Origin of the sequence: Trichococcus sp. (assembly GCF_049684335.1) — a bacterium.
Taxonomy (GTDB): Bacteria; Bacillota; Bacilli; order Lactobacillales; family Aerococcaceae; genus Trichococcus.
This window is the reverse complement of the sequence record NZ_JBAVFV010000054.1, coordinates 20,227-39,864: the sequence shown is the minus strand read 5'-3', so window position 1 is coordinate 39,864 and position 19,638 is coordinate 20,227. Positions and strand designations below refer to the sequence as shown.

18 protein-coding genes and 1 riboswitch are annotated in these 19,638 nt (G+C 45.9%); of the genes, 1 reads left to right on the top strand and 17 read right to left on the bottom strand.

The genetic code is table 11. The annotated features are described in order from the left end of the window. Positions 1 to 82 precede the first annotated feature (82 nt). A riboswitch (FMN riboswitch) is annotated at positions 83 to 210 on the bottom strand. A gap of 110 nt (positions 211 to 320) precedes the next feature. The 14 genes from WBM30_RS10005 to dnaE all read right to left on the bottom strand — a co-directional run bounded on the left by WBM30_RS10005 (position 321) and on the right by dnaE (position 16,503). Then, on the bottom strand, positions 321 to 2,120 hold the full coding sequence (locus tag WBM30_RS10005; RefSeq protein ID WP_424900582.1) for an ATP-binding protein: 1,800 nt from the start codon (positions 2,118 to 2,120) through the stop codon (positions 321 to 323). Further along, positions 2,117 to 2,839, bottom strand: a complete 723-nt coding sequence (locus WBM30_RS10000) for a response regulator transcription factor (protein WP_086985140.1) — start codon at positions 2,837 to 2,839, stop codon at positions 2,117 to 2,119. Before WBM30_RS10000 ends, WBM30_RS10005 begins: the two co-directional genes overlap by 4 nt. Positions 2,840 to 2,870: 31 nt before the next feature. Next, on the bottom strand, positions 2,871 to 3,608 hold the full coding sequence (locus WBM30_RS09995) for a pseudouridine synthase (RefSeq protein WP_424900581.1): 738 nt from the start codon (positions 3,606 to 3,608) through the stop codon (positions 2,871 to 2,873). A gap of 34 nt (positions 3,609 to 3,642) precedes the next feature. Beyond that, positions 3,643 to 4,263, bottom strand: a complete 621-nt coding sequence (gene scpB / locus WBM30_RS09990) for an SMC-Scp complex subunit ScpB (protein WP_424900580.1) — start codon at positions 4,261 to 4,263, stop codon at positions 3,643 to 3,645. After that, complete coding sequence (locus WBM30_RS09985; RefSeq protein ID WP_424900579.1) at positions 4,256 to 5,029, bottom strand: segregation/condensation protein A; 774 nt, start codon at positions 5,027 to 5,029, stop codon at positions 4,256 to 4,258. The genes scpB and WBM30_RS09985 overlap by 8 nt, the downstream gene beginning before the upstream one ends. After that, positions 5,026 to 5,418 (bottom strand): GNAT family N-acetyltransferase, encoded by a 393-nt coding sequence (locus WBM30_RS09980; RefSeq protein ID WP_424900578.1) that lies wholly within the window; start codon positions 5,416 to 5,418, stop codon positions 5,026 to 5,028. Before WBM30_RS09980 ends, WBM30_RS09985 begins: the two co-directional genes overlap by 4 nt. Before the next feature lie 118 nt (positions 5,419 to 5,536). Then, positions 5,537 to 6,355, bottom strand: a complete 819-nt coding sequence (locus WBM30_RS09975) for a purine-nucleoside phosphorylase (protein ID WP_086985156.1) — start codon at positions 6,353 to 6,355, stop codon at positions 5,537 to 5,539. A gap of 14 nt (positions 6,356 to 6,369) precedes the next feature. Beyond that, positions 6,370 to 7,539 carry a phosphopentomutase gene (gene deoB, locus WBM30_RS09970; RefSeq protein ID WP_424900577.1) on the bottom strand — a complete coding sequence of 390 codons (1,170 nt, stop codon included), beginning with the start codon at positions 7,537 to 7,539 and terminating at the stop codon, positions 6,370 to 6,372. A gap of 45 nt (positions 7,540 to 7,584) precedes the next feature. Beyond that, positions 7,585 to 8,475, bottom strand: a complete 891-nt coding sequence (gene xerD / locus WBM30_RS09965; protein ID WP_424900576.1) for a site-specific tyrosine recombinase XerD — start codon at positions 8,473 to 8,475, stop codon at positions 7,585 to 7,587. A gap of 28 nt (positions 8,476 to 8,503) precedes the next feature. Beyond that, complete coding sequence (locus tag WBM30_RS09960) at positions 8,504 to 8,959, bottom strand: Fur family transcriptional regulator (RefSeq protein ID WP_424900575.1); 456 nt, start codon at positions 8,957 to 8,959, stop codon at positions 8,504 to 8,506. Between the two features lie 33 nt (positions 8,960 to 8,992). After that, entirely contained in the window at positions 8,993 to 9,859 is an 867-nt protein-coding gene (locus WBM30_RS09955) for a CvfB family protein (protein WP_424900574.1), read from the bottom strand. Between the two features lie 212 nt (positions 9,860 to 10,071). Continuing rightward, entirely contained in the window at positions 10,072 to 11,829 is a 1,758-nt protein-coding gene (pyk, locus tag WBM30_RS09950) for a pyruvate kinase (protein ID WP_424900573.1), read from the bottom strand. A 51-nt stretch (positions 11,830 to 11,880) separates the two neighbouring features. Next, positions 11,881 to 12,843 carry a 6-phosphofructokinase gene (pfkA, locus tag WBM30_RS09945; RefSeq protein ID WP_424900572.1) on the bottom strand — a complete coding sequence of 321 codons (963 nt, stop codon included), beginning with the start codon at positions 12,841 to 12,843 and terminating at the stop codon, positions 11,881 to 11,883. Between the two features lie 321 nt (positions 12,844 to 13,164). Then, positions 13,165 to 16,503: a DNA polymerase III subunit alpha gene (dnaE, locus tag WBM30_RS09940; protein ID WP_424900571.1), complete on the bottom strand. Its 3,339-nt coding sequence runs from the start codon at positions 16,501 to 16,503 to the stop codon at positions 13,165 to 13,167. 143 nt (positions 16,504 to 16,646) lie between these two features. Between dnaE and WBM30_RS09935 the strand changes: the two genes are divergently transcribed. Next, the gene (locus tag WBM30_RS09935) at positions 16,647 to 16,826 is read left to right on the top strand and encodes a YjzD family protein (RefSeq protein ID WP_086985172.1); all 180 of its coding nucleotides are present in this window, start codon (positions 16,647 to 16,649) and stop codon (positions 16,824 to 16,826) included. 72 nt (positions 16,827 to 16,898) lie between these two features. On the opposite strand, the gene queA is transcribed toward WBM30_RS09935, so the two are convergent. From queA to ruvA, 3 genes are read right to left on the bottom strand one after another with little or no spacing between them, the layout of a single operon-like run. Beyond that, entirely contained in the window at positions 16,899 to 17,927 is a 1,029-nt protein-coding gene (queA, locus tag WBM30_RS09930) for a tRNA preQ1(34) S-adenosylmethionine ribosyltransferase-isomerase QueA (protein ID WP_424900570.1), read from the bottom strand. Between the two features lie 16 nt (positions 17,928 to 17,943). Further along, positions 17,944 to 18,957 (bottom strand): Holliday junction branch migration DNA helicase RuvB, encoded by a 1,014-nt coding sequence (gene ruvB / locus WBM30_RS09925; RefSeq protein WP_424900569.1) that lies wholly within the window; start codon positions 18,955 to 18,957, stop codon positions 17,944 to 17,946. A 5-nt stretch (positions 18,958 to 18,962) separates the two neighbouring features. Beyond that, positions 18,963 to 19,574: a Holliday junction branch migration protein RuvA gene (gene ruvA / locus WBM30_RS09920; protein WP_424900568.1), complete on the bottom strand. Its 612-nt coding sequence runs from the start codon at positions 19,572 to 19,574 to the stop codon at positions 18,963 to 18,965. Positions 19,575 to 19,638 lie beyond the last annotated feature (64 nt).

Sequence of the window (19,638 nt, the reverse complement as noted above, 5' to 3'; positions counted from 1 at the left end):
TCCAAATACAAAAAGACCCTATTCTTATCATCCTCAAATGGACACATAAAAATAGAGCCTTTGAAATTGCAATTCAAAGAAACCCCATCTTCTCCCATCCAGACTATACTGTCGGTACTGGAATTACACCAGTTCAGCCCGCAATGAACCATTGCGAGGTCGTGGACTTTTACCACCGGTCGGGAATTTCACCCTGCCCTGAAGACGAATCTTATTTATATTTTGTTATACACAAACTATAAGCGATGCACACACGATTGTCAAGGATAATATCACAGTTTCGAGATAATTATTTTCAGACTATCTTCCGATCGCTTTTCTCAACTTGCGTGAAATGGAAAACGGACCAAGAAAGTCGTCCCTACACCCGGTTCGCTATGGACCTCTATTCCCCCGTCATGTGCTTCCACAATGGTCTTCACAATCGAAAGCCCGATGCCGGTTCCCTTTTGTTTCGAGTATGTCCGCGATTTATCATTTTTGTAAAAACGCTCGAAAATGAACGGTAAACTTTCAGCCTGGATACCGATCCCGTTATCGCTGATTTCAAAGACAACTTTATCCAACATATCATCCAACCGGACAGTGATATGGATGAATTTTTGCCTGCGCGTACCGATTTCGGCTGAATAACGTACCGCATTGTCGATCAGATTGTAAAACACCTGATTCATTTTCTCTTCGTCAAAAGGATAGACTTTGATGCCATCCGCCAGCTCATAAGAAAACTGGATGGCCGCTTCTTTAAAACTGTTTTCGAACCTGCCAGTCAAATGTTTGAAGAAGGCATTGAGATCGACATTTTGCCGGTTCAATTCTAAATAACCCGCTTGCATGCGCGACAGATCGAGAAGGTTGTTCACCATTTTGTTCATCTCGGTCGTTTCATCCAAAATGATTTGGGCCATTTCGATTTTCTCGTCATTGCTTTCAGCGATATTATCGATAATGGCTTCGCTGTACCCTTTTATCATCTGCAACGGCGTCCGCAAGTCATGGGATACATTCGTGATGAAATCACCGCGGATAATATCCAATTGCCTTTCGTTCGTCACATCCTGCAACACAATCAGAACCCCGGCAGTTTTTTGCAGATCTGTTTGGATGACCGGTGTCACTTTAACGTTATAATGCCGCTGGGACCAACTGAGATCCGCTTCCGATCCGGATGTTTTATTGAAGGCGTGTTGGACCATTTCCTTGAACTGGTGCGGTATTGCATTAGCTTCTGCATTCGGATCCACCCTTCGCCAAAAATCCAAAAACTCTTGGCCAGGTCCATTCACTAATTTCAAATGAAAATTTTGGTCAAAGTAAAGGATTCCTGCCGGCAAAGAATCAAACAGGTGATTCAACAGTTCCCGCTCTTCTCTGTTCATCAGCGTCGTGGCTTGGAGGGTCTTCCCCAGCTTGTTCATGGCTGTACCCAATCCGGAAATCTCATCATAGGATTCGAACGTAATCCGCTTGGAAAAATCATTCCGGGAGTATTTGAAGGCGATATCCGTCATAACCTCCAACGGTTCGGCAACATTCCTTATCAGGTACTGATAATAAATGATCGTCCCCATCAGATAGACTGTCAGCAACAACAAGGTAATGCTTTTGGCGTTCAGTTCATAAGCCTGAAATTCGTCCAGCTCATAACTGATGACGAGCATTCCGGCTTGTCCCTGCAATTCAAAAGTATGAACAAAAACCATCAAAAGCAAAGGATTATTTTCCTCGTCCTCTATCGTGATTCTGCTGAAATCATCTACTTTACCATCGATTGCATCCAGAATTTCATCATTCGCCAGAATGTTCTCAAGAATCAGTTCCGACTGCCCTTGAAGATCCGGTTTTTGTACGACGAAACGGCTCTGATCCGCTATTTTGATGTAATAGGACAATTCAGGATCCAGCGATTGCACAACCCCAGCTTGGGCGAGATAATCTTCGGGATCGGTCATAATCGTATCCTTATACGCAGTGATTTTCTCCTGCAGCAGTTTATTATAAGTATCTTCGATTGAGTTCACACTGATGATTGCATGGCCGATATACATCAAAGTCATGATAGCTACAGTTAAAAAAGTCAATAGGACCCATGATTTGAGGAATATGCTCGTCCTTTTCATTGTTTGTCGTCTGCTGCTTGGTCATCATTCGGGGAAAATTTATAACCCATCCCCCAAACGGTCACTATCATTTTTGAAACTGGTTTCGATTGCTTCAACAATTTTTCGCGCAACCGCTTGACGTGCGTGTCGACTGTGCGCAAGTCGCCGAAAAATTCGTATTTCCAGACTTCTTTTAAAAGAACTTCCCTCGTAAAGATTTTCTCGGGGGACTTCGAAAGATAAAGAAGCAATTCAAATTCCTTAGGCGTCAAATTAATGGCCACCTCGTCAACCAGCACTTTCCTGGCATCCGGAAAAATCTTCAGCATCGGATATTCGATTGTGCTCGATTCCGTTTCTGACGGCTTTGTCCGCTTCAGGATGGCTGCGACCCGCAACATGACTTCCCTTGGACTGAAAGGCTTCACGATGTAGTCGTCCGCTCCTGACAAAAATCCCTCTACGCGATTGTTCTCTTCGCCTCGGGCAGTGATCATCATGATCGGTATTTCTTTTTCCTTGCGGACAATTTTGGCTACTTCAATGCCAGTCATTCCAGGAAGCATGATATCCAACAACACCAAATCATAGTGGTTGTTCAAAATCATTTCCACAGCTGTTGTTCCATCCTCTGCCTCGGCTGTTTCATAACCATCCTTTTCCAGATAGAGTTTCAATAATCTTCGGATACGCTCTTCGTCATCCACAATCAATATTTTCCCGCTGGAATTTGTCATCGTGATCATCCTCTCTGATTCGATAAGAAATCTACCTTGTTGATGCTTTTTCGTTCGCAAGAGCCATGTTTTTCAGCTTGTCGATTTCAAACGCCTTCAGCTCTCGGTGTTGCCCTGGCTTTAGATCACCGAGCGTAAGGAACCCAAACGATTCTCTTTTCAGTTTTTCGACGGGACAATCAATTTTTTCGAACATTTTTTTGACTTGATGGTTCCAACCTTCATGGATGGTCAACTCAATGATTGCTGTATTTTTTTGGGAATTGGCAGAAATCAACTTAGCTCGCGCTTTCGCAGTTTTTTTGCCGTCAATCACGATTCCGTTTTCCAATTTGTTCAGATCAGAGCGCGTAGGGATGCAACCAACCTTCGCAACATAGGTTTTGTCGATGTGGTATTTCGGATGGGTCAACAGATTCGCAAATTCACCATCATTTGTCAAAAGGAGCAGCCCAGTCGTATCATAGTCTAATCTGCCGATCGGATAAATTCGCTCTTTTACGTTGAAGAAATCAGTGACGACAGTCCGATCTTTATCATCTTTCACAGAAGAAAGGGTATTCTTTGGTTTGTAGAACAAATAGTAAACCGGCTGTTCGCGATAAATCGGCAAGCCGTTCACTTCCACTCTATCATTTTTTGAAACTTTTACTCCTAATTCCGTTACCTTGTTTCCGTTAACACTGACTGCACCAGAAGTGATCAGTTCTTCGGCTTTCCGCCGTGAAGCTATTCCTGCATGTGCAATGACTTTCTGTAATCTTTCCATTTATTCACCTATTATTCTTATTTGTTTTTGTCTGTCATTCTTGTTCCGATATGATGGAATCTGTCTTAAAAAAAGCAAGTTGATTATCTGTATCTTCATCCGCAGGAAAATCAAAAAGATCGAAGGATTCATTATCCTGCATCTGGAATAATTCGTCCACATTCGGAAGATCATCGATTGTGGTCAATCCGAAGTAATTCATGAAATAATCGGTTGTGCCGTAAATGATCGGTCTTCCGGGTGTTTCCGAACGGCCAATTTCCTTTATCAACCCTCTCAGCAACAGCCTTTGGACCAATCCAGCTGACTGGACGCCGCGGATCTGATCGATTTCCATCCGCGTCAAGGGTTGCTTGTATGCGATGATCGCCAGCGTCTCCAGGGCTGCTTGTGATAAGTGGGTCGCGAATGGCGACACAGCGTACATTTTGATCAGTTCTGCATACTCTCTTTTTGTGGCTAGTTGGTATCTTTTGCGGGTTTCGATAAGCGTCAAACCAGAGTGGATATTGTCGTTATGACTCGCACGCATTTCGGTCAACAAATTTTGTGCTTCCAGTGGTGTGGTCTCCAATAAAGAGGTGATTTCATCCATACTCAAGCCATCATCTCCTGCCACAAACAGCAGACTCTCCAGTGCCCCTTTTTTATTCATTTGTTAAAACTCCCATATTGCTTAGTATATAAATATCTCCGTATGTGGTCTCTTGCGAAAAATTGATTTTTCTTTCTTTGACCAATTCCAGCATCGCCAAAAATGTATTCACGATCTGCGATTTTGTTTGCACTTCAAAGAAGTCCGTAAAGGGAAGCCTCGGGTCAGAACCATAAGGCAGGTTCTCCAACTTCTCCATGATCCAAGTCATCGTCTGATCCACCGTATATTTGTCCTGTTCCATTCTGGCTTGAAGCGGCTTCTTCTTCTGAAGTTTCTGGTACATTTTCTGAAGCGCTGCAATCAGATCCGCCGCAGAAACTTCACCTGGAGCAAGTGGAACCGCTTGTTGGAGGTCCTCCAGGTCAGTTGCCGGTTTCGTAAAATACAAACCGCGTTCTTGTTCCATGGTTTTCAGTGCCTTAGCAGCTTCCTGGAATTGCTTGTATTCCACCAACTGCTGAATCAAGCTTTCTCTTGGATCCTCACCCTCTTCATAAAACTCTTCTTCGAAGGTCACCTCTTTTTTCGGAAGCAACATGCGGCTTTTTATCTCCAACAACGTCGCAGCCATCAGCAGATAATCACCGGCGATATCCAATTTCATCTCCTGCATCGTGTCCAAATAACGCAGATATTGAAAAGTCACTTCTGCAATCGGAATATCAAAAATATCGACTTTCAGCTCTTTGATCAAATGCAAGAGAAGATCCAATGGCCCCTCAAAATCCGGCAATATGAGGGTGAGTTCATTTTGTTCGCTCACAATGATCCACTCGTTTCACCATCGCTTGAGTTCGGCTGTTTCTGATTCCATTTGGCGATGAACGGCGCGGTTTCCAGAGTCCCGTTGATTGCGCTTGTCGGATAATGTTGCTGCAAGCCATCCAACAAGCGATGCACGATGCCTTCCTTCCGAAACGAAGGAGAGACAGCGATATGACGAACCAATACCATTGCTTCCTGTATTTGCACACCTATCAAAGCAACGATATTCTCTGTCTCTTCATCTTTCCACAAGAATAGTTTCCTATCGACATTATCAATGTAGCTTTCCATTTCCGGTTTCAGCCTCGCTACATTTTTTAGATCTGTCACATAAGAAAGCAGACCCATAGCTATTTTTTCATATGATTGATTATAAGAAATGAACACTTCGATCTCCTTCTCACTTTGTATTTACCCCGACAGCCGTTCTGGGATGAACCATTTTGAACGGCTGCGACTCTTCGCAGCAACGTTGTACGAGAGAGTTGTTTTCATGACCTGTTTGTTACAGGGCAGCCAATACATTCTTCAATAAGGCTTTGAATGTTTCTTTGACTCGAGTTGTCGTTTCAACGACTTCTTCATGATTTAGGGTTGCTTGCATTCCTGAAGCTAAATTAGTTATACAGGAAACACCGAAAATGCGCAAACCCGCATGACGTGCTACTATGGCTTCCGGCACTGTGGACATGCCGACAGCGTCAGCACCCAACACCCGGCACATACGGATTTCTGCTGGCGTTTCATAAGTGGGACCTGTCAGTCCAAGATATACGCCTTCCTTCAGATCCAAACCCATCTCCGAGGCGACTTGTTTTATTTTCTCTTGGTATTCGCCATCGTAGGCTTGGCTCATATCCGTAAAGCGTGGCCCCTGCGCAGGATCATTCGGACCGATCAATGGATTTTGGCCCGTCAGATTGATGTGATCCGTAATCAGCATCAAATCCCCCGGTGTAAATGCATAACTGATACCTCCAGCCGCATTTGTCAGCGCCAAGGAATGGATGCCAAGATGCTTCATTACCCTGATCGGAAAAGTAACTGCTTCAAGCCCGTAGCCCTCATAGAAATGAAAGCGGCCTTGCATGGCGATGACTTTTTTTCCACTCAGGTTCCCGTAAACGAGTTGGCCTTTGTGACCTTCAACCGTCGATACAGGGAAGTAAGGAATTTCCTCATACGGAATCGCAATCGCGTCCGTTATCTCATCAGCCAATTCGCCCAAGCCTGAACCCAAAATCAATCCAAATTCAGGTTCCAATAAACCTTTTTCTTCCAAATATTCGGCAGCTATCCGCACATTATTTTGATCATTTGTCATATTCCCACACCTCACTAGTCCAATTCATCCAAAAAGCTGCGACCGTTTTGAGTAGCGGCCACCCGAAAATTATCGGATACGGTTGCGCCGATATCCGCAAACTTACCTTGATCCAACTTACCGCGGCCTACCATTTTTTTCGAATAGGCCAATAATGGCACATACTCGCGCGTATGATCTGTCCCCGGGAAAGTTGGGTCATTCCCGTGATCTGCAGTAATCAACAACAAATCATCCTCCGCTAAAGCAGCCAATATTTCAGGAATGCGCGCATCAAAGTCTTCGATTGCCTCAGCATACCCTTTCACATCCCGGCGGTGACCGAACAGAGCGTCGAAATCGACTAAGTTCAAGAAACTTAAACCCCGAAAATCTTTTTCCATGACAGTCAACAACTGGTCGACACCATCCATATTGCTCTTCGTGCGCACATATTCCGTTATGCCCTGGCCATTGTAGATGTCATTGATCTTGCCGATTGCGATGACATCGTAGCCGGCGTCCTTCAGGTAATCCAACGTTGTTTGCCCGAATGGATCCAAAGCATAATCGTGCCGATTGCTTGTGCGGGTAAAATGGCCCGGAGTACCTAGATACGGTCTGGCAATGATCCGTCCGATCATGTAAGGATCCTTCAAAGTGATTTCCCTTACATATTCGCAGATTGCGTACAATTCTTCAAGCGGAATAATCTCTTCGTGCGCAGCAATCTGCAGCACCGGATCCGCCGATGTGTAGACAATCAGATCACCGGTTTTCATTTGGTGCTCACCGAACTCATCCAGGATTTCGGTCCCGCTTGCCGGCTTGTTTCCGACAATTTTGCGGCCGGTATGATTTTCGATTTTTTCGATCAAATTCTGCGGGAAACCTTCAGGAAAAACGCGGAATGGTGACTGGATATTCAGCCCCATGATTTCCCAATGGCCTGTCATCGTATCTTTACCGACGGACTGCTCCTCAAGTTTGGTGTAATAACCGTTGGACGCGCTGTCTGGCTTGACGCCTCTCAGTTCGCGGATGTTGCCCAGACCCAACTTTTCCAGATTAGGAATTTTCAACCCAGCAACTTCAGCGATATGCCCAAGTGTATCCGAACCAACATCGCCGAACTTGTCTGCATCAGCTGCTTCGCCTATACCGACTGAATCCATCACAATCAGATGGATGCGATTAAATTTCATGATCCTGTTCCTCCCTTATCCTCAGCGGACTTGACCCATTACGTTTCAAGCACGAGGATGATACTTTTGATAGATTTCTGCCATTCTTTCTGTTGTGATGTGCGTATATATCTGAGTTGTGGATATATCAGCATGCCCCAACAGTTCCTGCACAATCCGCAGATCTGCTCCATTTTCCAGAATATGCGTTGCAAAGGAATGGCGCAACATATGCGGCGATACATTTTTTTGAATGCCGGCATCTCGCACAGTTTGCTTTAGATTTTTCCAGATCCCTTGGCGAGTGAACCCATTGCCATGGAAATTCAGGAAAAGGAAGGCCGTTTCTTTCCTCCCATGCGCCAAAGCTGGCCGACTGTCCGACAAGTATTCCGAAATCCAGAAGGCGGCTTCCTCCCCCAACGGCACGATTCTTTCCTTATCACCTTTACCGATTGTTTGGATGAACCCGATATCCAGATGGATTTCGCTCATCGTGATGTGGATGAGTTCACTGACGCGAAGACCGGTGGCATACAACAATTCCAATATGGCGCGATCCCTTAGTCCCAAGACAGTTTTGACATCCGGTGCAGCCATCAAGCATTCGATTTCAGCCATCGAAAGCACTTTTGGCAACTTTTGTTGTTTTTTCGGCAACTGAATGGTGACCATCGGATCGTTTTCGATCAAACCTTCTTGCTTCAAGTATTGATGGAATCTCCGGAGACTGGTGATCATCCTTCCGATTGAAGCTGTCGCTAATTTTTCTTCATTCAAAAATTGAAGATACAAAAGCACGTCCGGTTTGGTCGCATCCCCGAATGCATGAATAGCATTCTTTTCCAGAAATTGACTGTATTTTCTGAGGTCTCGCAGATAACTGATGATTGTGTTATCCGACAGCCCTCTCTCGATCCTCAAATAACGCCCATATTCATTGATTTCTTCTTCCATGTCGGCAACCCATTTCATCCTTTTGAGGCTATTTATTCCTCAGTTTTTGTTGGCATTCGCGGCAGATGCCATGAAAAGTTAAGCGATGGTCTTTTACCACGAATTGATAGCGGGATTCGACATCTTTTTCAACATCACCCAATAAATCTTCGTGTATTTCCTCGATGTTGCCGCATTCGATGCACAAAAGATGATGATGGAAATGCTCATTGCTGGTTCTTCTTAAATCGTAGCGGGATAAGCCATCTTCAAAGACTACTTTGTACGTGATGTTCAATTCGGTCAAGATTTCCAATGTACGATAGACCGTCGCAAGGCCGATATCAGGATGTTTAAGCCGCAACAGCAGGAAAATTTCCTCCGCGCTGAGATGCTCTTTTTCCTTTTCCAGCAGCACGCTGACAGTCGCTTCCCGTTGTGGAGTGAGCTTGAATCCTGCCTCTTGCAATTGTTTTTTGATGGTGTTTAATGACAATTCCGTCACTGCTGTCGGCTCCTTTGAGGACAGGCTGAAGACCTAATCCTTTTTGATTAATTTTGTGTGTCCATCTTCTTGGATGATCAGTCTGGCTTTCAGCAAATGGCCCAATGCTCTTTTGAACTGCGCTTTGCTGATGCCGAAGTATTCTTTGATTGCTTCCGGATCACTCTTGTCCCAATAAGGCAAACTGTGCGTAGGACTCTGCTCCAACAATACCAAAATCATGGCTGCATCTTCACTGATAGCTTCATGCGCACGTGGTTTCAGGGATAGATTCAGCATGCCGTGTTGACTGATGCCGACGACTCGCCCGCTGACGACTTCGCCCAAGCGCGGTTCAATCTCCCGCTCAGATGGGTGAATGAATCCGATATAATCATCATCCGTCAAAATGAACGTTCCCACTAATTTCAAACGGAAGACGGTTCCGGTAATGTCCTTGTTTTTCAATTCCTCACCCGGGGTACGGGAAATGGAACGGAATACCGGTTCGTCGGCGATGATGCCCCACAGACGATCTTTGCTGTCTTGCTCGAGAGCGATCAGAAGTCGGTCTCCCTTTTTCGGCCATAACGATTTGATATCGGGCAAATTATCCAAAGAAACTACAATTTCTTTGTCATCTAGACCAATGTCCACAAATACGCCCAAATCTTTCCGGACAGCTACAACTGTTCCCCAACCATACTGTCCTACTTGGCTAACCGGTTCCTTTAGGGTCATACGCAGTTGCTTATTCATTCCTTCGTAGACAAATCCTTTGACAGTGTCACCTAATTGCAATGTCGTTTCTGACTCTTCTTTATCCAATCTGTAAGTGATGCCGTCTTTCTGAACGAAGACACTTTTCTCGTTCTCATCCACGATCACACCTGTAATGATTGTACCTAGTACTTTACTCATAATTTTCCTCCAGACGGTCTTTCCGTCGCTGTATTTCTTCCATTTTATCATATCACAAAATGATTTCCAAAGCGTCGTTGTTATGAGCTTGTCATATTTGTGATATTTATGCCACCAGCCTTTGGAATCAGCTGGCAGATAGTGCAAAAGGAAAGCAAATGGGTCCGAGACTCTCGTCCCAGACCCACAGATGCTCTCTAATTTAGTTAAGCTTAGATGGTAGTTGTTGCACCGCGGTAGATGATGCCGCGACGAGAATCGATTGTGATCAATTCGTTGTCTTGAACTAATGTAGTCGCATTTGCTGCTCCTACGATTACAGGAATGCCGCTTGCGATACCGACAACAGCAGCATGACTTGTCAAGCCGCCAGCTTCAACGATTACTGCTGCAGCTTTTTCAAATGCAGGCGTATAGTCTTTATCAGAGTTCTTCAACACTAGGATGCAGTCCTCAGTCACTTTAGCGATTGCTTCTTCAGCTGAAAGAGCCACTACAGCTTTACCGATGACAGATTTGTCGCCGATACCCTGTCCGGAAGTCAATTTTGTTCCGATCAATTGGATCTTCATCAAGTTGGTAGTGCCGCGTTCGCCAACTGGTACGCCGGCAGTGATGATGATCAAGTCGCCTTCTTTAGCGAAGTTTTCTTCTTTGGCAACTTTTGTAGCCAATTCCATCATTTCATCAGTTGAATTTGGTTTTTCGGTAACGAACGGATACACACCCCATGAAAGGGCCAATCCACGTCTTTGACGTTCCGAGAATGTGACTGCAACGATGTGTGCTTTCGGACGGTATTTAGAGATCATGCGCGCTGTATGTCCAGACTCAGTAGCAGCAACGATTGTTTGAATGTTAAGGTTGCGTGCAGTATGTCCAACCGATTGACCGATTGCTTCAGCCATATCTGTTTTGCTGTATGCTTTCAAAGCGAATGCATCTTGTCCAACGATCGCTTCTTCCGTACGGATAGCGATAGTAGCCATTGTCGTAACAGCTTCAACCGGGTAATCTCCGGCAGCTGTTTCTCCGGATAGCATAACTGCATCAGTTCCGTCAAAGATAGCGTTGGCTACGTCACCAGCTTCTGCACGTGTAGGACGTGGGTTGCGTTGCATAGAATCCAACATTTGAGTTGCTGTAATGACTGGTTTGCCTAAAGCATTACATTTTTTGATCAACATTTTTTGTGCGATAGGAACTTCTTCAGTAGGGATTTCTACTCCTAAGTCACCACGGGCAACCATCAAACCTTGAGAAACTTGCAAGATTTCGTCGATGTTATCAAGACCTTCTTGATTCTCGATTTTAGGGATGATTTGGATGTGGGTTGCGTTATGTTTTTCCAAAATTTCAGTGATAGCCAATACATCACTTGCGCGACGCACGAAGCTTGCTGCGATGAAATCGACGTCATTTTCGATACCGAAGATGATATCGTCAGCATCTTTTTGTGTAAGACCAGGGAAGTTTGTTTTGATACCAGGTAGGTTGACGCCTTTTTTGTTTTTCAAAATGCCTGAGTTTTTGATCAAAGTAACAATTTCATTGTTCTCTCTGTCAAGTTCAGTCACTTCAAGGTCAATCAAGCCGTCATCCAATAGGATGTGGTTTCCGACAACAACATCGTTGATCAATTCTGGATAAGTGATAGAGAATTTATCCTTCGTACCCTCAACTTCTGTCATAGAGATTCTTACTGTTTCGCCGGTGATCAACGACACAATGCCGTCCTTCATGTTGTTTGTACGGATTTCAGGACCTTTTGTATCCAAAAGGATTGCGCACATTTTGCCTGTGATTTTTGATGCTTCGCGGATGTTGACGATACGAGCGCCATGCTCTTCAAAGTCTCCGTGTGAGAAGTTCAAGCGGGCAACGTTCATACCGGCATTCATCAATTTAACGAGTGTTTCTACAGATTCACTGGCAGGCCCGATAGTACATACAATTTTTGTCTTTTTCATAGAAAATAAGCACCTCATTTTATATTTTGTAAAACATAATTCAACTTTTCGTTAGAAGGAAATTTCTTTGTTGATTTGGTAAAGCGACAATAACGGCAAGTGTTTTTGGTTTTCAAGTGTGTCGATGATGTCGTTGAAAACAACTTCATCGCCCTTGACGCCTACACAGATTCCGCCTTTGCCTTCTTCCAACATTTTAACGGCATTGTAACCGAAGAGGCTTCCCAATACGCGGTCCTTCGCTGATGGAGATCCGCCGCGTTGCACGTGGCCCAGAACAGTGACACGTGTGTGGAATTCATCGAATTTGGAAAGTTTCTCTGCGAATTCATTCCCTGACATTACACCCTCAGCTAACATGATGATCGTATGTTTTTTGCCGCGCGCTCTGCCTTCCTGGATTTCAGCAACTACTTCTTCCATTGTAAATTCTTTTTCGGGAATGACGATTGATTCTGCGCCACTGCCGATACCAGTCCATAAAGCGATGTCGCCGGCATTTCTGCCCATTACTTCAACAACGAATGTACGGATATGGCTTGTTGCCGTATCTCTGATTTTGTCCACAGATTCCAATACTGTATTGATCGCAGTATCAAAGCCAAGCGTATAATCTGTTCCTGGAATATCATTATCGATTGTTCCTGGAATACCTACTGTCGGGAAACCTAATTTAGTAAGCGCTGCTCCTCCACGGTAGGATCCATCTCCCCCGATTACGATCAGGCCATCGATGCCGAATTTCTTCAACTGCTCGATCCCTTTAAGCTGTCCTTCAAGTTTTGCGAACTCCGGATAACGGGCAGAATATAAAATTGTGCCCCCACGGCTGATTGTGTCTCCAACATCATCAATCGTCAGACGACGGAAATCTCCAGCTACCATTCCTGCATAGCCATAATTGATGCCATATACTTCTAAACCGTCATAAATGCCTTTGCGCACAACGGCGCGAATGGCTGCATTCATTCCTGGTGCATCTCCACCACTAGTTAATACTGCAATACGTTTCATTAGACTTCACCTCATCAATAAAGTTAAAAACTCTCAATTTCCAAAAAAAATCATGTGTTAAATATTTTTTGAATTTGTCCTTCACTATCTTATCATCTTTTTATGAAAATGTCTTTTAATTTCACGTTTTTTTGATTGTTAAAAAAGAAACAATCAAAAATAATGGCTTCTTGTCCGGAATATCGCCACATTCGGACAAATTGTTATTACTACTGCCTGCTCTGGGGGAATTTTTGCGGGCAGGCCCAAACCAAACGGCTGAACAAGTCTAGGCAGCTTTCACTTTTATGAAAACAGTATCCGGATATCAACTTTTAGCTTTCATTTGACGGCAACATTTCCATTTCCAAAAATAGTTTGCAGTGCTTCAAGCAGTTCCGGCGAAATGGCGACCCAGTTTTCAGCTGTTAAGCGCATCGTTTGTTTTGTGGCTTCGTTGTAAAGGATGACAGGATGGTCCCCCGCTTGTTTGTTCAGTATCCGATACATTTTCGCGAACAATTCAGGCGTGTTGTTTTTCGCCGTCAAACGGATGAATATATTCTCCTTTTTTTGACCCATCATTTCCTGATAGACTTCGGCATCCCAGATGTGCGTGACCAAAAAATTCGTTTTGTCGGCTTGTTTCGATCGCTCCAGCTTGCCTTCGACGACAAGCAACTGGTTTGCTTTCAGTAGTTTCATGAACCGGATATAGTACTCTGGGAAAATCGTGACGCTGATTTCGCCGGTACTGTCTGTCATGTTTGCGAATGCCATCGGGTCGCCCTTCTTTGTCTGGATTCTTCGGATGTCTTTGATCAATCCCATCGTGCGCATTTTTTTGTCGTATGCCAGCTCTGAGACGTACACAACTGCACCGTTATTGTATAATTTGCCGAATTGGTCGATCGGATGACCTTTCAAAGAATGGCCCAGTGCCGCTTCCTCCAAATCCAGCAATTCCAACAAGGGAAGTTCTTCCGTTTCGACATATTTCGGTTCCAGTATCGAAAAGAGATCGACGTTGTTTCCACTATAATCGATGCTGTTCAGCATACCCGGCAGCGACTCCAACAGCGTCGCGCGCGAATGTCCGAAACTGTCGAACGCCCCGCTATAGATGAGTGGGGCTATATTTTCGTTCTTCAGCCACTTCGGATGGATCCTTCTCAAAAATTGAACAAAATCCTTGTAGTGCCCATGGCCTTGACGTTCTTTGATGATTTCCTGGATGAAATCGCGTCTGAGACCTTTGATCCCGCCCAAGCCGAATTGGATCGTTTGCTGCCGCAGCGCGAACTTCCAGTTGCTTGTGTTGATGTCCGGATAGGAAATGCTGATATTGCGCCTTTTCAGTTCGATGAAATACTCCCTCATTTTATCCGAGTGCTGGTTGACAGAATTCAGCAAAGCGGCGAAAAATGCTTCCGGAAAGTGCGCCTTCATGTAGGCAAGTTGGTAGGCTATGAAAGAATAGGCTACCGAATGCGAACGGTTGAAACCGTAATTTGCGAAACGCTCGATGTAATCATAGACTTGCTCGGCCGTCTGATCGGAATAGCCTTGTTGCAGCGAGCCTTCAATAAAGTGTTTTCTTTCTTCATCGATGGCCGATTTTTGTTTTTTGCCTATCGCTCTTCTGAGGATATCTGCTTCCCCCAGGCTGAAGCCAGCCATCCGGGAAGCCACCTGCATGACCTGTTCCTGATAGACCATTACCCCGTATGTTACCTCAAGGATCGATTTCAGATCGGGATGGAGATAATCGATTTCGGCCAACCCTTTTTTCCGCGAAATGAAGAGGTCGATCTGTTCCATCGGACCCGGTCGGTAAAGCGCGTTGACGGCGGCAATATCTTCGATCGATTCCGGTCCGAGCTTGCGCAAAACATTTTTTATGCCAGGGGATTCAAACTGGAACACCCCATTCGTATCCGCTCTTCGGAATATATCGAGCGTCCGATCATCATCCATCGGTATTTCCCAAATGTTGATGCTCTCTTTGTGGTCATCGCTGGCCAACTGCACCGCATCGTTCAGTATCGTTAGATTTTTCAGCCCCAGGAAGTCCATTTTGAGCAGGCCGATTTCTTCGATGTTCCCCATCGTGTACTGCGTCAGATACAGATCGCTGTTTTTCTTCTGCAACGGCACAATGTCCCTTAATGGATTGTCGCTGATGACGACGCCCGCCGCATGAGTGGAAACATGCCGGGGGACGCCTTCGATTTTTTCGGCAGTCTCATACAAAAGACGATTCACATCGTTCGTACTGATCAGTTTCTGTAATTCTTTCGATTTCTGCTTTGCCTCTGCCAGACTGATGCCTAATTGATTCGGAATCGCATTCGACCAGGCCTGCGCCTCCGCTACAGTAAGGCCGAATACTCTGGCAGTATCCCGCAAAGACATTTTGGCGGCCAGCGTCCCAAATGTGGCTATCTGGGCGACATGGTCTGAGCCGTATTTGTTCCTGACATAATGCAGAATGTCGTCCCTTCGGTTATCCGGGAAATCCAGATCAATATCAGGCAGGTTGTAGCGTTCCTTGTTCAAAAAACGCTCAAACAAAAGATTGTATCTGATGGGATCGACATGGGTGATGCGCAGGACGTATGACACGAGTGAACCAGCGGCAGATCCCCGGCCGGCTCCAGGCATGATTTTCGCTTTTCTGGCGTACGCCATCACATCCCAAACGATAAGGAAGTAATCATCGAAGCCCATTTCATGGATGACTTCCAATTCGTACGCCAAGCGTTTTTCATACTCTGCTTCAGGAGCGGTGACCCGCTGACGCAGCCCTTCTTCGCAGAGCCTCCTGAGGTATGCCTGGGGTGTCGTCCCGGCAGGCAGCGGATAGCGCGGCAACAGCGACTGATGCAGCGGCAAATCGATTTCGATTTCGTCCGCAATTTTCTGGGTCGTTTCTGCTGATTCAACCAAATCGGCTTCCCGGAATTTTCTTTCGACTTCTCCGCAGGACGGCAAGTAATACGTGCCATCCAAAGCTTCCGATTGTAGGTCCACTTTTTCGTTCGCTTCGATCGCCTTCAGTACCCGGCAACTGAAATTGTCGCTCGGCTCCAGATATCTGACGTCATGCATAGCTGTAGTCGGAATGTTTGTCTCCTGCGATAAAAGCATCAGTCTCGGAATGATCGGTTTCATTTTCTCGTGAAGCTGAACACCTAAATAAAAATTGCCGTGGGTGAAGATTTTTTTCCATGCCAAACTGGCTGCTTTGGCGTTTTCCTGATCATTTCCGTTCAAAAAACTTTCGATTTCACCCTTTTCTCCGGGTGTGATCGCGATGATGCGGCTTGAATCATCCTCCAAAAGGGAAAGTAATTCCTTGTCCGGAACATCCTGATTCCTGACCGTCGACAAAGCCATCAACTTTTTGTAGCCCTCAAAATCCTTCGCCAACAAGACCAAAGGAAAGGTGCGATCTTTACTGATGATTCCGGGCAAATCCAATTGGATTCCCAGAATGGGTTGGATAGCATACTTTTTGCAAATTTTGAAGAAGTCGACTTGACCATAAAGGACATTTTGGTCCGTCAATGCGATGGCCTGATAGCCTTTTGTCTTGGCGCTGCGGACCAAATCCTCTATTCGGGTAGTCGTTTGCAAAAGAGAATAGGCACTGATGACCTGCAAATGCACAAAAGACATGTCTGTAGCCTCCTTTTTCTAATCAATACTATCATTATAGCGTACCCGTCCTAATCCAAGAAGCGAAAAAGTCGTTGGACAAGTAATGCTTGTCATCTTCAAAAAAAGTGATAAAATGAATTTCGAGAAGAGGTGTAAACGACATGAAATATATCGCAATCATTTTTTGGGGATTTATCTTAGGGCAAGTATCTGTATATCTGGGCAGCGCCTTATCCGGCGGCAGTTATGACTTTATGATCGCAACCATGACGGGTATCTTTACCGCGCTGATCGTAGTCCTTGTTTCTGCGTTGATGCCGAAGACGGTCTCCCATAAATAACCGACAGTTCGTTCCAAAGACGGCTTCAGAATCGAAAAAACCTTCAGGGATCAATTTCCTGAAGGTTTTTTTCTATTTGATGAACATGGCATCGCCGAAGCTGAAGAATCGGTACTTTTCTTTGACTGCGTGCTCGTAGGCGGACAGGACGTTGTCTCTGCCAGCAAAAGCGCTGACCAGCATGACCAAGGTCGATTTCGGCAGATGGAAATTGGTGATGATACCTTGGACAACCTTGAATGAATAGCCGGGCGAAATGAAAATTTTGGTCCATCCGCTGTCCGCTTTGATTTCCCCATCAAATTTCGTGCCGATCGTTTCCAGTGTCCGCACGGAGGTCGTGCCCACAGCGACTATTTTGCCTCCGTTGGAACGGACCTCATTCAGCGTTTGCGCTGCCTCGTCAGTCACTTGGTAGAATTCCGAATGCATTTCGTGGCTGGCGATGTCATCGACCGATACCGGACGGAAAGTCCCCAAGCCCACATGCAAGGTCAGATATACGATTTTGACCCCCTTATTGGCCACTTCCTCAAGCAGTTCAGCCGTAAAATGGAGCCCTGCTGTCGGGGCAGCTGCGGAACCGACTTCTTTGGCGTAAACGGTCTGATAACGTTCCTGATCGTCCAGCGTCTCTTTGATGTATGGCGGCAACGGCATTTCGCCCAGCGATTCCAGTATTTCCAAAAATACGCCGTCATATTTGAAATTCAAAATGCGGCCACCGTGATCCAACGATTGCGTCACTTCCGCAGTCAAGCGTCCATCCCCGAAAGAGATGACTGTCCCGACTTTGACTCGTTTGCCTGGTTTGACGAGCGTCTCCCACTCATCCCCTTGGATATTGTTCAAAAGCAGGACTTCGATATGCCCGCCGGTATCCGGTTTAACACCATGCAGTCGCGCAGGAAGTACACGTGTATTGTTCAGTACCAGCGCGTCACCTTCCTGAAGTTCCTCCACCATGTCGGTGAAATGTTTGTCCGTGATTTCTCCAGTCTTGGAGTCCAGGGCAAGAAGCCGCGATGACGAACGGTCCAGCAGCGGTGTCTGTGCAATCAGCTCTTCCGGCAAATAAAAATCAAAATCACTTGTCCTCATTGATAAAATACCTCACTTATTTTTCTGTATCATACGTGATCCCCAAATGGTCATATGCCATAGGGGTCGCTACCCTGCCGCGCGGGGTGCGCTGCAGGAAGCCCAATTGGAGCAGATAGGGTTCGTACATGTCCTCTATCGTCTCCATTTCTTCGCCGATGTTGGCGGCAATCGTCGAAAGACCGACGGGGCCGCCGTTATAGAATCGGATCATCGTCGTCAATATTTGCCGATCCAAATCATCAAGCCCTTTGTTGTCCACGCTCAAAATGGACAAAGCTTTGTCGGAGATTTCCTTCGTGATCAGGCCATCGCGATAGACTTGGGCAAAATCGCGCACACGCCGGAGCAGCCTGTTGGCAACACGCGGGGTGCCTCTGGATCTCAAGGCGATTTCGACAGCGCCTGACTCATCAATTTTCGTTGACAAAACATCCGAAGAACGATGGACGATCTGCCTGAGATCTTCAAGGCTGTAATATTCCATCCGCGAAACGATCCCGAACCGGTCACGCAAGGGGGCCGACAGACTGCCGGCTTTGGTCGTGGCACCGACCAGCGTGAACGGCGGCAGCGTAAAGTGGACGGGATGGGCTGTCGGCCCTTGCCCGATGATGATGTCCACATAATAATCCTCCATTGCAGAGTACAGCACTTCTTCCACAATCCGCGGCAAGCGATGGATTTCATCAATAAAGAGGACATCCCCCGCTTCCAGTTCATTGAGCAATACCATCAGATCGCCTGGCCGCTCGATTGCGGGTCCACTCGTGCTGTGGATGCGGACATCCAATTCGTTGGCGATGACCATCGCCAGCGTCGTTTTCCCCAACCCGGGCGGCCCGTATAACAACACATGATCCAAGGCTTCACTGCGCGCTTTCGCGGCTTGGATGTACACTTTCAGTTCATTTTTCACTTTGTCTTGGCCGATATATTGCGCCATCATTTGTGGCCGCAATGTTTTTTCAATCAAATCTTCTGTTAGGTCTTCCGTATTTCCGGAAATGATTCTGTTTTCAGCTGTCATCTATATCACCCTTTTAAAAGTAGCTTGAACGCCGTACGAAGCACTTCTTCTGTGCTGGAATAGTTTTCTTTTTCTAATGTCGGCAAGATTTTCTTCACTTCACGGTCCGAATATCCCAACCCGGTCAAAGCCTCCAATGCTTCCGTCAACACGGCGGACTGTGCGCCAGCAGTTTCGTGGGCCGGATGCTCTTCCATCCAATACGTATCGGGCAGCAATTCGCCGAGTTTGCCTTTCAAGTCCAAGATGATCTGCGAGGCTGTCTTTTTGCCTACACCCGGGAATTTCACCAAATAACCTACGTTATCCGTTTCGATCGCTTGGATCAGCCCCAGATGATCATCGCTCGCCAATATCGACAAGCCGCTTTTCGGTCCGATTCCGGAGACGCTGATCAGTTTCAAGTACAACTGCTTTTCCGTGTAGTCCTTGAAACCGAACAGTGTGATCGCATCCTCGCGGACCGCCTGATAGATGTAAAACGTCAGCTCCTGGTTCAGGCTTCCGGAAAACCGGAAAGGATTCGCCACCTGCAATTGGTAGCCGATGCCACCGTTCTCCAGCACCACATAAAGCGGCCCCACATAGACTAATTTACCTTTTATATATTCGTACATCATTTGGCTCCTACTCTTCATTTCCTGATTGTCATTCAATTTCTATCATAACATAAAACGGAAT